Origin of the sequence: Streptomyces sp. NPDC001480, from assembly GCF_042894725.1 — a bacterium.
Taxonomy (GTDB): domain Bacteria; phylum Actinomycetota; class Actinomycetes; order Streptomycetales; family Streptomycetaceae; genus Streptomyces.
This window is the reverse complement of the sequence record NZ_JBIAVX010000018.1, coordinates 62,277-73,813: the sequence shown is the minus strand read 5'-3', so window position 1 is coordinate 73,813 and position 11,537 is coordinate 62,277. Positions and strand designations below refer to the sequence as shown.

The window sequence follows — 11,537 nt, the reverse complement described above, 5'->3', positions numbered from 1 at the left end:
GATCACCTGAGCACGATCGAGTGCGCTCCGCGCGGCACCAGTTCCCCGACCACCGGGGCCCCGGGTACCTCCCCGGCGACCAGCAGCCCGCCCGAGGTCTGGGCGTCGGCCAGCAGCAGCCGGGTGTCGGCGTCGGTGTCCCCGAAGTCCGTGAACGGCGCCACCCACTCCAGGTTGCGCCGGGTGCCGCCGCTGACGTACCCGTCGCGCACGGCCTCCCGGGCGCCGTCCAGGTAGGGCACGGCGGCGGTGTCCACCACGGCGGTCACGCCCGACGCCCGGGCCAGCTTGTGCAGATGGCCGAGGAAGCCGAAGCCGGTGACGTCGGTGGCGCAGGAGGCGCCGGCGGCCAGGGCGGCGGCGGACGCGTCCCGGTTGAGCGCCACCATGGTGGCGACCGCCTGCTCGAACCGTTCGCCGGTGGTCTTGTGACGGTTGTTCAGCACGCCCAGGCCGAGGGGTTTGGTCAGGGACAGCGGCAGGCCGGGCCGGCCGGCGTCGTTGCGCAGCAGCCGGGCCGGGTCCGCGAGGCCGGTGACGGCCATGCCGTACTTGGGCTCGGGGTCGTCGACGCTGTGTCCGCCGCCCACGTGGCAGCCCGCCTCCGTGGCCACGTCCAGTCCGCCGCGCAGCACCTCGCGGGCCAGGTCGAAGGGCAGCCGGTCGCGGGGCCAGGCCAGCAGGTTCACGGCGAGGAGCGGACGGCCGCCCATCGCGTAGACGTCGGAGAGGGCGTTGGCGGCCGCGATGCGGCCCCAGTCGTACGGGTCGTCGACGACGGGGGTGAAGAAGTCGGCGGTGGACACCACGGCCGTGTTCTGCTGCCCGGGAAGCGTGACGACGGCCGCGTCGTCGCCGGTGGCGAGCCCGACCAGCAGCGGACTGTCGGCCCCGGTGAGCGAGGGTGCCGTCAGACCGCTGACGACCTCCTCCAGCTCCCCGGGCGGGATCTTGCAGGCGCAGCCGCCGCCGTGAGCGAACTGCGTGAGCCTGACGGCTGCTTGGCGGGTCGGTGTCATGCCGGTCTCCTGGGGAACTAGCCTGGCGGTCGGTGGAGGCGTGTGGGTGCCTGGTGGCCCTCCCGGTCTTCAAAACCGAGGTGCCCGAGGATCTCGGGCAGGCGGGTTCGATTCCCGTCCGCCTCCGCTCCCCGGACCGTCGCGACAGCGCCGGCGCTGCTCGTCCACCCGCTCGGTGTGTCCCCGGGCGTCCAGGAACTCCAGCAGCGGCACGGCGACCCGCCGCGTGGTGTCGAGTGCCCGGCGGGCCTCGCTCAACGTGAACGGCTGGGGCAGCCCCCGCAGCACGGCCACGGCCTGTTCGTCCGCGCCGGGGAGCAGCACGATGCCGTCGGCGATCTTCAGCAGCGCGCCCGCCGAGACTGCGGCGGCCAGCGCCCTGCGGTTCAGTCCCAGCCGCGTCAGCCGGTCGGCCTCGGGCGCGCGGTAGGGCGTACGGGCCAGGTCGCGGCGTACGGCGTCGACGGCCGCCGCGACCGGCGCCGGCAGTGTCGGGCGGGTGCTGCCGGGGCCGTACAGGCGGCCCTGACGGCTGGTCAGCCGCGGCTCACCGGGCGTACGGGCGAGGGCGTCGACGAGGGTCCGGTCGGGCAGGCCCAGCAGGTGGCGGGCCGCCTCGGTGGGCAGGCCGGGCTCCAGGGGGTGGGCCTTCGCGTGCCGGTCCACCTCCGCCGCCAGGCGCTCGCGCAGCGCCGTCCAGTGCGTCTCGTCGGCCAGCCAGTCGCCGGCGACGGGCGCGGAGGGTGGCGGGATGCCCATCGCGAGGAGGTCCGAGCGGCGCGCCAGGCCGCGCCTGCGCAGCTCCGCCACGCCGTCCGGGCGGCCGGTCATGGCGGTGAGTTCCGCCGCCCGGGCCCGCCCGGCGCCCCGCCGGGCCAGCCGTGGCGGCCGTACGTCCAGCACGGTCACCCCGCACGGCGTGCGGCCGCCACCCGGCTCGCGCAGCACCGCCCGGTCACCGACCCGCAGGGGCAGGGGGCGGGCCAGGGTGAGCCGTGCGGCGTCCGGGCCCAGCGGACGGACGGTCACGGGGACGGCGGCCGTACCGATGTGCAGGGTGACCGTCCGGGGCAGATCGTCGACCGGCTCGCCGACGATCCGGGCGTCCACCAGGCCGGTGGTCAGCCAGCGGCCGGGGGTCAGCAGCACCTGTCCGCGGCCGAGCGCGCCGTCCGAGGGGCCGTGCACGTTGACGGCCACCCGTGCCACCCCGCTGACCTCGGAGCGTTCCTCGTGCAGGCACTGCAGACCGCGCACCCTCAGCTCGGCGGTGCCGTCCGCGGTGACGAGATGGTCGCCCACCCGAAGGGTGCCCGCGCCGAGGGTGCCCGTCGCCACGGTGCCGTGGCCGCGCACGGTGAAGGCCCGGTCCAGCCACAGCCGTACGTCCGCGTCGGCGGGCGGCACGGGCAGTGCTCCGGCCAGGCAGGCCAGTTCGGCGCGCAGGTCGTCCAGCCCGGCGCCGGTGACCGCGCTCACCGCCACGGACGGCACCTTGCCGAGCGAGGTCGCGGCCATGCGCTCGGCGGCGTCGGCGCGCACCGGCTCGGGGTCCGCCAGGTCGCTGCGGGTCACCGCGAGCACGGCGTGCCGCACGCCGAGCGCGTCCAGGATCGCCAGGTGCTCCTCGGACTGCGGTTGCCAGCCCTGGTCGGCGGCCACCACGAACAGGACGGCGGGCACGGGCCCGACCCCGGCCAGCATGGTCGCGACGAACCGCTCGTGCCCCGGCACGTCCACGAACGCCAGGTGCTCACCGTCCGGCGGCAGCCGGGTCCAGACGAAACCGAGGTCGAGGGTGAGTCCCCGGCGGCGTTCCTCCTCCAGGCGGTCGGGTTCCATCCCGGTCAGCGCCCGGACCAGCGCCGACTTGCCGTGGTCGACGTGCCCGGCGGTGGCCAGCACCCGCATGGCGGCTACCTCCCCGCGACCGAGCGGACGGCGTGGACGAGCCGCTCGTCGTCCTCCGGCGGCACCGCCCGCAGATCGAGCAGGCAGCGGCCGGCCTCCAGGCGCCCGACCACGGGGACCCGGCCGGTGCGCAGGGGCGCGGCGAACCGCTCCGGCAGGGACAGCGCGGCGCTGGGCAGGGCCACGCCGGGCGCGCCGCCCCCGCCGACCGTCGCCGCGCTCTCGACGGCCCGCGCGTCGACGCCGTGCGCGTTCAGCGTGGCGGCCAGCCGGTCGGCGCGGGACCGCAGCCGTGCGGGGTCCGCGGTCAGTGCGACGGCGGTCGGCGTCGGGGGGCCGGTGAGCGTGGCCTCCAGGGCGGCCAGTGTCAGTTTGTCGACACGCAGGGCCCGGGCCAGGGGGTGCCGCGAGAGGGTGCGGACCAGTTCCTCGTCGCCGAGCAGCAGCCCGCACTGCGGTCCGCCGAGGAGTTTGTCGCCGCTCGCGGTGACGAGCGCGGCGCCGTCGCGCAGCAGGGTCTCGGCGTCGGGCTCGTCGGGCAGCAGCGGATGCGGCGCGAGCAGCCCGGAGCCGATGTCGACGACCACGGGGACGCCCAGCGCCGCCAGTTCACCGACGGCGGCGGCGCGGGTGAAGCCGGTGATGCGGAAGTTGGACGGGTGCACCTTCAGCACGCAGCCCGTATCGGGGCCGATCACGGCGGCGTAGTCGGCGGCGGTCGTCCGGTTGGTCGTGCCGACCTCACGGAGCCGGGCCCCGGTGGAGACCAGGAGGTCGGGCAGCCGGAAGCCGTCCCCGATCTCCACCATCTCCCCGCGGCTGATGACGATCTCCTTGCCGGCGGCGAGCGCGGTGGCCACCAGGACGAGGGCGGCTGCTCCGTTGTTGACGACGTGCGCGGCGCCGGCCGACGGCACCCGGTCGCACAGGGCGCGCAGGGCGGAGCGCCCGCGGCGGGCCCGCGCCCCCGTCACCAGGTCCAGCTCGACGTCGGTGGGGCCGGCGGCCTCCTCGACCGCTCGCCGGGCCGCCGCCGACAGCGCGGCCCGGCCGAGGTTGGTGTGCAGCAGCACCCCGGTGGCGTTGATCACCGGGCGGAGCCCGCCCGCCGTGTCCGGCAGCAGCGCGACGGCCGCGTCCGCCACCCGCTCGGGCGGGACGGCACCGGCCCGCGCCCGCTCCTGCGCCTGCCGCACGGCCGTCTTCACCACGGCCGCGCCCAGCCGTGCCGCCGCCTCGGAGAGCCGCGGATCGCGCAGCACGGCATCGGTGCGCGGGATCCGCCGGCGTACGTCGGGGTCCGCCGGGACGCTACCGCCCGCCGCATGCGATGCGACCCGCTGCTCCATGGAGCCCTGCCTCTCCGGCCCTGCCTGTGGCTCTCCGCGGTGTTCCCATCGTCTCTCAGTGCCCCGTGCCGGTGCTTCGACACGCCGGACGTTGCCGACGCGGGGCCCCGGGTACTCGGCGGCGCATGAACGACAGCGAACACGACCACCGCCACGACGACAGGGAAGCGGCCGAGCGCGCCGCCCGCGAGCAGACCGAGGCGGACCGGGAGCGCGAGGCCTCGCGTCCGTTCGACTACCCGTACCCGGAGCGCCGGCCGAACGTGCGGGCCCGCCGCCGCGTCAGTACGGCGGATGCCGACGCCGACATGCCGCCGGGCGTCCCCGGAGGCTACGGCTCGACCGGCGGCGGCCAGTCGAGTGGCACGGCAGCGTCCCACCCGGCCGGGGACACGCGTCAGCGCGGCGGCGGACGCGGCCAGGACCACTGAAGCGGGGCCCGGAGCCGGCCGGGCTCAGATCTCCTCCTCCACGCGGATGGCGTTGCGCAGGTCCTCGTGGGCCTGGCCGGTCCTGCCCTCGCTCTGCTCCAGCAGCGCGGCGGCGATGCTGTCCAGCTTGTGCTGCACCGCGCGCTCGGCGCGTCGCTCGGAGTTCTTCAACAGGGCCAGCAGGAGCAGGTTGACCGAGGTCATGATGTCGCCGACGAGCAGCTGCCAGGTCAACGGGAGGCCGGCGACGTGGACGGCGACGAACGCGGCCACCAGGGCGAGGCAGAAGCAGTAGAAGGCGATCGAGCTGGTGAGGTTGGAGGCACCTTCGGCCAGCCGCTCGAACCACCCTCGCCCGTTCCGGGACCGCTCCGCGGGATGCGACACAGGCACGGTCGCCGGGTACCCGCCCTGGCAGCGCTTGCGCACCGGGGCGGGTGGTCGCGCGGGGAGGGTGTCAGCCGGCCTGCTTCAGGTCGGTGATCTTCTTCGTCCTCAGGTCGGACTGGACGTCGATGCGGGTGACCTGTGCGTCGGAGCCGTCGCCCCAGGTGAGGGTGACCCTGCTGGTCGCGTGGCCGGCGCCCGAGCCGGTGTAGGCGACCTTCCACTTCACCGGCACGTTCTGTGCGAACAGGATGCCGTCCGCGTGTTCCTCCGCCTCGTACGCGGTGACCTTCCGCTGGGCGGCGGCGGACAGGTAGAACGAGCGCAGGGCCTTGGCGTTCGCGGCCGCCGCCGGGTCCTCGTTGTCCCAGACGGAGTCGATGTAGGCGCCGTAGAAGTCGGCGACGCGCTGGGTGACGTCGCGCGGGTCGCCCTGTACGGTGGCCGCCGCCCGGGTGTGATGGCCGTCGCCGGTTCCGGCGAGGGCCGGGGTCACGGCGGCCAGGGACAGGGCCGCGGTGACGGTGGCGGCGGTGAGCAGTGTCCTGCGGGTGCGCATACGGATGGCCATTGTTTTTCGTTCCCCCGGTGCATTCGGTTCTTCGGTCATGACGGCGAAGGCGTTCCTCGCCGTCGGCGGACCCTAAGACCGCTTTCCCACCGCGCCGGTTCCCGCGATTTCCGGGAATTCGCCCGCGCACCCGGAACGGATGAATGGTTGCGTCGAATTCCGGCCGCCTTTTCCGGCCGTCGTTTCACCTCGTTTTCCTCGACCGCCGGTCCTTTCCGCATTTCCGGGGGCACCGGACTCAGACCAGATGGGCGAAGACCACAAGGTTGTCCGTGTAGTCCTTGACCGTTCGGTCGTAGTCCCCGGCGCAGGTGATGAGCCGCACCTCCGCCCTGGGGGTGTCGGCGTAGACACGTTCGCTGGGGAACTCGTCCTTGGCGAAGGTCTCCGCGCTGTCGACCACGAAGGACGGTTTCGTACCGTCGGCCCGCTCCACGGTGAAGCGGTCGCCGGGCTTCAGCTCGCCCAGTTCCGCGAAGACCGCGGCCGAGGTCTTCGTGTCGACATGGCCCGCGATGATCGCGGTGCCCGCCTCCCCGGGCGAGACACCGTCGGAGTACCAGCCGACGAGGTTGGTGTTGTCGGCGGGCGGCGGTTGGAGCCGGCCGGAGTCGCCGATGGCGAGGGATGTGAAGGGGGCGTCGACCGCGATCTCCGGGATGGACAGGCGCGTCGGCCGGGAGCGGGACAGGTACCTGTCCGACCGGGGGGCGTCCGGGGACGCCGATGCGGTGGGGGCGCCCGCGACGCTCGCCGCGCCGGGCGGGTCGGAGGAGCCGGACGGTCCCTGTCTGCCGCCGATCAGGGCGACGGCCAGGAGTGCGATCGCGGCGGTCCACACCAGCCGCCCACCGGAGCGGGAGCCCGGCCCGGCCGGGGCCGGCCCGGTGACGGTGGGGGTGCGGGTGGGCGTCTGCGGGTCAGCTGCCATGGGAAACCACCTCATTCGGACACGGCAGCGCGGCTGTCGGGGGCGGGCAGCCGGCCGCCGAGCGCGAGGTGCGCGGGCGGCGGCCGTAGCCCTGGGGCATCGGACTCCGGTCAGACGGCCGGTTCGGCGACCTTGCGGCGGCGCAGCGCGTACATGCCGGTGGCGGCCACGGCCACGACGGACAGCCCGGCGGCGGTCACGCCCGGCGTGGCCAGCGCGCCGCCTCCGGTGTGCATGCCGCCGCGCGGCTTGTCGTGGTCCTTCTCCTTGCTCCAGCCGCCGCTGTCCTTGTCGTGCTCGTCGTCCTTGGAGGAACCGGAGTCAAAACCGCTGTCGTCCCCTTCCGAGTCGTAGTCGTCTCCGCTCGACTCGTGCTTGCCGCCACCGGAGTGGCCCCCGCCACGCTCCTCGTCGTGGCTGCTGTCGTCGTCCTGCTTCTTGCTGTAGGAAGAGTCATCGCGGCCCTCGTCGCCCCCGTAGGCGTGGGCCCCGGGAGCGGCGATGGCGAGGGCGGCCGTCGCTGCCGCCGTGGCCAGGATCATGCGGGCAGATCGCATCTCGGAATCCTTCCGCCGGTGCCGGGCAGCCAATACTCCATCAGCTGTCATGACCCGACCTCCGACATGAACCACCGTCAGCCACGCCACCGGGACGCACCATCCGGGCCGCCCAGCCGGGTTACCGGCGCGCCGCCGGTTCCCCCGAACGTGGCGAACTGTCACCGCGTCAGCGGTCGACCCGCGGACACCTCCGCGCGGCCGTCACCGCCCTCGGGTCACCGGCAGGGTGAGGGCTCGCCGTCGCCGGTCTCCTCTCGCTCGTCCTGGGCATCGCCGTGGGGCACCTCGCGGACCGGGGCGGGGCGCGCGGCGTCTACGCCACCACGCTGGTCGTCCAGGCGCCGGCCGCGGTCGCCTTCGTGCCGGCGAGGGGGTTCTGACCGTTCGTCCTCGTGGTCAGCGCCGCCACCGGGGCGAAGGCCGCCGGGGTCGCCGCCCGCAGTCCGCTCGTCCGGCACTACGGCGGGGACCGGCCGCAGGAGTTCCGGGCCCATCTGCGTGCCGTGACCAACGTCGGCGTCTCCCTCGGGGCCCTGCTGGCGGGCTGGGCCGTCCAGGTCGGCACCCTCGCCGCCTACCGGCTCATGGTCCTCGGCACGGCGGTCGCCTGTACGGCCGCCGCGGCCCTCCTGGCCTTCCTCCCGCCGGTCACGCCCGTCCCGGCCGGCGGCGGCCCCCGCCGGCTCGCCCTGCGGGACCGGCCGTACCTCCTCCTCCCTCGACGGGCTGATGGCCGTCCAGTCGAACCCTGCGGCGGAGTGCCACAGTTCGCCGATCGTGCCAGCCCCGCCCGGTGGTAGGCGAGCCCGCCCGCCACGGGCGAGGTGACCGAGCGGCTAGGTCTCCTTCGCGAGGCCCTCGGTCCCGGTCTGCTCATCTCGCTGTGCATCGGCTGGGGCCGCCCCGGGTGGTACGTCGTGGGGGCGATGTTCGCCCTGACCGGCCTCGCGGCGCCGTTCGCCGTACGCCGGGCGGGCGGCGGGGAGCGCGCCCGGCGGGCACACCGTACGGCGCCGCGGAAGGCGACGGTCGTGTCATGAACCGGAGGCCAGCGCCGCCACCTCGGCCGGGGTGAGCGTCCGGCCGTGGACACGGAAGTCGTCGACGGCCGCCTTCAGGTACGGGTCGGAGTACTGGGACCTGCCGATGTACGCGGCCCGGATGTGGTTGCCGAAGTAGCGGGGTTCGACGGTGACCTCGGTGTTGCGGCCCACCTCCCTGCCGTCGACGTAGAGCACGGCGGTTCCGGCACCGTAGGTCACGGCCACGTGCACCCAGCGGTCGGTGGGCAGCGGGTCGGCGTCGATCCGCTGCTCCGCTCCCCCGCCGCCCGCGGTGATGGCGTTCCGCAGGGTGCCGGCGTCGCTCAGCGGCGTCAGGAACATGTTCGCGGTGACGCCCGTGCCGAAGTCGAAGACGCGGGTCCAGGCGTCGGGGCGGCCGGAGAGCTTCACCCAGGTCGCCACAGAGTAGGAGGAGGCTACCGCCAGCAGGTCGTCGGCGAGGGCGACATGGCCGACGGTCGTTCCTCACCGCGGCCGGGGCCACTGCGGCAGCCCTGACCGTCACCGGCGCCGCCGGAGAGGTTGGCGCCGCTCTGCACGATCGCGTTGTCCTTCACCACGACGTTGCCGCTGATCGTGGCGCCCGAGTTGACCCCTGCTCGTCCGGCACGTACCTGATGTCCAACCCGAACCGCGGCTGAGACGGCCGGGGCGGGGAGAGCGACGTCAACCCGTCCTACAGCGCGTTCACCGACCAGGAACTCGCCATCACCGTCCAGGACTTGGCGGAACACAGCAGAATGCACGGGTGGACGACATCATCATCCGCCCGGCCGAGCCCGGCGAACTGGCCGCCGTCGCCGGGCTCCGCTGGCGGTGGATCCTCGAGAACGGCGGCGAACCGCACACCGGACGCGACGAGTCCGTACGTCACTTCACCGGCTGGGCGCGGGAGAACGCCGCCTCGCACCGCTGCCTGGTCCTGCTCCGTGGCGAAGCCGTGATCGGCATGGCCTGGCCGGCGGTCCTGCCGCGGGTGCCCACTCCGCACGCCCTGGAGCGGGCCTCGGGCGATCTTCAGTGCGTCTACGTCATCCCCGGCGAGCGCGACGACGGCCTCGGCGGCCGGCTCATCGACGCGGTCCTCGACCGTGCCCGGGAACTCGGCCTGGAGCGGGTCACCGTCCACTCCAGTCCCCGGGCGGTCCCGGCCTACGCCCGCCACGGCTTCGAGGCGTCGCCCAGGCTGCTGCACGCCCGCACCGGCCCCGCGGCCGGCTGAGACGCCGACACGCGGGGGTCACTCGTCCGGGTCCGGTGGCTCGAGCGGTGGCGGGGCGGACCTTAGCGTGGGGCGCGAGATCAGGGATGCCGCCGGCGCCGGTGCCGGTGCGCGCTCATGCCCAGAAGGGGCCGGCCCCATGCCCGACACACCTGCGCCGGCCGTCCGCCGAGGGGGCCGTCGTGTCCTCGCGGCGGTCCTCTGCGCCCTGGCCGGTGTGGCCGCCGTCGCCTCCCCCGCCCGCGCCGGGGCCGGCGAGGTGACGGAGTATCCGATCACCAGCACCGCCGCCGGCTTCCCGTCCGGGATCACGACCGGGCCGGACGGGGCACTGTGGTTCGCGCAGTCCGGTGCGGACCGGATCGGGCGGATGGCGGCGGACGGAACGGTCGCGGACCACCCGACGCCTACCGCGGGCAGCGCCCCCTTCGGCATCACGACCGGGCCCGACGGCGCGCTGTGGTTCACCGAGTCGGGCGCGGACCGGATCGGGCGCATCACCACCGCCGGCCGGATCACCGAGTACCGGCTGCCCCGCGCGGACAGCACACCGCTCGGCATCACGACCGGGCCCGACGGCGCCCTGTGGTTCACGGAATCGGACGCGAACCGGATCGGGCGCATCACCACCGCCGGCCGGATCACCGAGTACGCGGTGCCCACCCCGGACGGCAGCCCCCACAGCATCACCGCGGGGCCGGACGGAGCCCTGTGGTTCACCGAACTGCTCGGCGGCAAGGCCGGCCGGATCGATCGCACCGGGCGGATCACCGAATTCCCGCTGGGGGCCGACGACTTCCCCGACGACATCGTCGCCGGACCCGGAGGGATGTGGGTCACCGCCTCGGGGACGAACTCCGTGGACCGCGTCGACTCCACCGGCCGGGTCACCCGCTTCCCGCTGCCGGAGCCCGACAGCGGGCCGAGCGGGATCACCCGGGGCCCCGACGGACAGGTGTGGTTCGCCGAGCAGGCCGGACGGATCGGCCGGGTGACGCAGGCCGGCGCCGTCGAGGAGTTCCCGGTGCCCTCCGGCGCCGACAAGGTCCCCTTCCGCCTCGCCACCGGCCCGAACGGCTCCGTGTGGTTCACCGAGCTCCCCGGCAACGCACTCGGACGCGTGCGGGCGCTTCCCCGGTGACCATGACGGTGGTCATAATCGCGTCGACTGCCCGGCGAGCGCCGGGCGGGAGCCGGAGGAAGCCGTGGGCGAGGCACTGTCGCGGGCGATGTGGCAACGGTACGAACCGGTGCACGACCTGGTCTACGCGCCCGGGATCCAGCAGACCACCGACGCCCTGGGGATGCGCGGCTTCTGGATGGGGTACTTCGCGCTGCGGGCCGCACCGCTCGGCGCGGTGCCCCCGGCGGTCGTCACCAGTTGCTTCTACGTCTTCCACCGAAGCCGGGTGGAACGGGCCCTGCCCGACGCCTGGGGGTACGCCGCCCCGGCCGAGGTCCTCGAGGCGCGGGAGCGGGCCGTGGAAGCCGCGATGACGCGGCTGCTGGGGCCGGCGGCCGTCACCTCCCCCGAGCTGACCGAGGCCGCCGACCTGGCCTGGGCCGCGGCGATGGCCGCCGACACCGAGGGCCGGGTCCTCGGCGCCGCCAACCAGGCCCTGGAGCGCCCGAAGGAGCCGCACGTGCGGCTCTGGCAGGCCGTCACCACGCTGCGCGAGCACCGCGGCGACGGTCACGTCGCCGTCCTGGTGGGCCACGGGCTCGGGCCGGTCGCCGCGATGGTGCTGAAGTCGGCCGCGGGCGAGTCCGACGGCGCCGTCCTGCGCGAGGGCCGCAGATGGGACCTGACGGCATGGCGGGCGGCCGAGACCGAGCTGCGCGAGCGGGGGCTGCTCGCCGCCGACGGGACGCTCACCGCGGCCGGCGTCGCGGAGCACGAGGCGGTCGAGGCGCGGACCGACGCCGCCGCGGAGCGGCCGTGGGCCGTCCTGGACCAGGGCGCCACCGAACGCCTCGCCCGTCTTCTGGAACCGCTGGCCAGGACCGTGCGCGAGGCCGGCCTGCTGCCGTCCGGCAACCCCGTGGGCCTGACCGGCGCCCCGGACACCGACCGGGAGTGATCCGCTCGCCG

The 11,537-nt window shown here is 75.0% G+C and carries 14 protein-coding genes, 1 tRNA gene and 1 pseudogene; 7 read left to right on the top strand and 9 right to left on the bottom strand.

Going from position 1 to position 11,537, the window contains the following annotated elements; genetic code table 11:
• Nucleotides 1-2: 2 nt before the first annotated feature.
• Nucleotides 3-1,019, bottom strand: coding sequence for a selenide, water dikinase SelD (gene selD, locus ACFY01_RS36370; protein ID WP_390740033.1), 1,017 nt, complete (start codon nt 1,017-1,019; stop codon nt 3-5).
• 34 nt (nt 1,020-1,053) lie between these two features.
• On the opposite strand from selD, the gene ACFY01_RS36365 reads away from it, so the two are divergent.
• Nucleotides 1,054-1,146, top strand: a tRNA-Sec gene (locus tag ACFY01_RS36365).
• Nucleotides 1,147-1,181: 35 nt separating this feature from the next.
• On the opposite strand, the pseudogene ACFY01_RS36360 reads toward ACFY01_RS36365, so the two are convergent.
• Both ACFY01_RS36360 and selA read right to left on the bottom strand, forming a co-directional pair.
• Nucleotides 1,182-2,930, bottom strand: a pseudogene (locus tag ACFY01_RS36360) (SelB C-terminal domain-containing protein); the annotation flags it as partial.
• A gap of 5 nt (nt 2,931-2,935) precedes the next feature.
• Nucleotides 2,936-4,279, bottom strand: a complete 1,344-nt coding sequence (selA, locus tag ACFY01_RS36355) for an L-seryl-tRNA(Sec) selenium transferase (protein ID WP_390740032.1) — start codon at nt 4,277-4,279, stop codon at nt 2,936-2,938.
• A gap of 125 nt (nt 4,280-4,404) precedes the next feature.
• Between selA and ACFY01_RS36350 the strand changes: the two genes are divergently transcribed.
• Nucleotides 4,405-4,710: a hypothetical protein gene (locus ACFY01_RS36350; RefSeq protein ID WP_390740031.1), complete on the top strand. Its 306-nt coding sequence runs from the start codon at nt 4,405-4,407 to the stop codon at nt 4,708-4,710.
• 24 nt (nt 4,711-4,734) lie between these two features.
• Here ACFY01_RS36350 and ACFY01_RS36345 read toward each other — a convergent pair whose 3' ends face one another.
• From ACFY01_RS36345 to ACFY01_RS36330, 4 genes are all read right to left on the bottom strand, one after another.
• On the bottom strand, nt 4,735-5,103 hold the full coding sequence (locus ACFY01_RS36345) for a low affinity iron permease family protein (protein WP_390740030.1): 369 nt from the start codon (nt 5,101-5,103) through the stop codon (nt 4,735-4,737).
• Between the two features lie 64 nt (nt 5,104-5,167).
• A complete protein-coding gene (locus tag ACFY01_RS36340; protein WP_390740029.1) occupies nt 5,168-5,668 on the bottom strand; it encodes a hypothetical protein in 501 nt (166 codons plus the stop codon).
• Nucleotides 5,669-5,906: 238 nt separating this feature from the next.
• On the bottom strand, nt 5,907-6,599 hold the full coding sequence (locus tag ACFY01_RS36335; RefSeq protein WP_390740028.1) for a class F sortase: 693 nt from the start codon (nt 6,597-6,599) through the stop codon (nt 5,907-5,909).
• Between the two features lie 110 nt (nt 6,600-6,709).
• Nucleotides 6,710-7,156 carry a hypothetical protein gene (locus ACFY01_RS36330; RefSeq protein ID WP_390740027.1) on the bottom strand — a complete coding sequence of 149 codons (447 nt, stop codon included), beginning with the start codon at nt 7,154-7,156 and terminating at the stop codon, nt 6,710-6,712.
• 395 nt (nt 7,157-7,551) lie between these two features.
• Here ACFY01_RS36330 and ACFY01_RS36325 point away from each other — a divergent pair, with 395 nt between their 5' ends.
• Together ACFY01_RS36325 and ACFY01_RS36320 are read left to right on the top strand one after the other, a co-directional pair.
• Nucleotides 7,552-7,959: a hypothetical protein gene (locus ACFY01_RS36325; protein WP_390740026.1), complete on the top strand. Its 408-nt coding sequence runs from the start codon at nt 7,552-7,554 to the stop codon at nt 7,957-7,959.
• Between the two features lie 24 nt (nt 7,960-7,983).
• Nucleotides 7,984-8,199, top strand: a complete 216-nt coding sequence (locus tag ACFY01_RS36320) for a hypothetical protein (protein WP_390740025.1) — start codon at nt 7,984-7,986, stop codon at nt 8,197-8,199.
• Here ACFY01_RS36320 and ACFY01_RS36315 read toward each other — a convergent pair.
• Together ACFY01_RS36315 and ACFY01_RS36310 are read right to left on the bottom strand one after the other, a co-directional pair.
• Nucleotides 8,194-8,625, bottom strand: coding sequence for a LamG domain-containing protein (locus ACFY01_RS36315; protein ID WP_390740024.1), 432 nt, complete (start codon nt 8,623-8,625; stop codon nt 8,194-8,196). The two genes, ACFY01_RS36320 and ACFY01_RS36315, sit on opposite strands and share 6 nt — an antisense overlap.
• Before the next feature lie 14 nt (nt 8,626-8,639).
• Nucleotides 8,640-8,783, bottom strand: a complete 144-nt coding sequence (locus ACFY01_RS36310) for a hypothetical protein (protein WP_390740023.1) — start codon at nt 8,781-8,783, stop codon at nt 8,640-8,642.
• Between the two features lie 188 nt (nt 8,784-8,971).
• On the opposite strand from ACFY01_RS36310, the gene ACFY01_RS36305 reads away from it, so the two are divergent.
• The 3 genes from ACFY01_RS36305 to ACFY01_RS36295 all read left to right on the top strand — a co-directional run bounded on the left by ACFY01_RS36305 (nt 8,972) and on the right by ACFY01_RS36295 (nt 11,526).
• Nucleotides 8,972-9,445 carry a GNAT family N-acetyltransferase gene (locus tag ACFY01_RS36305; RefSeq protein WP_390740022.1) on the top strand — a complete coding sequence of 158 codons (474 nt, stop codon included), beginning with the start codon at nt 8,972-8,974 and terminating at the stop codon, nt 9,443-9,445.
• A gap of 139 nt (nt 9,446-9,584) precedes the next feature.
• Complete coding sequence (locus ACFY01_RS36300) at nt 9,585-10,586, top strand: hypothetical protein (RefSeq protein WP_390740021.1); 1,002 nt, start codon at nt 9,585-9,587, stop codon at nt 10,584-10,586.
• A 64-nt stretch (nt 10,587-10,650) separates the two neighbouring features.
• Complete coding sequence (locus ACFY01_RS36295) at nt 10,651-11,526, top strand: hypothetical protein (RefSeq protein WP_390740020.1); 876 nt, start codon at nt 10,651-10,653, stop codon at nt 11,524-11,526.
• Nucleotides 11,527-11,537: the final 11 nt, after the last annotated feature.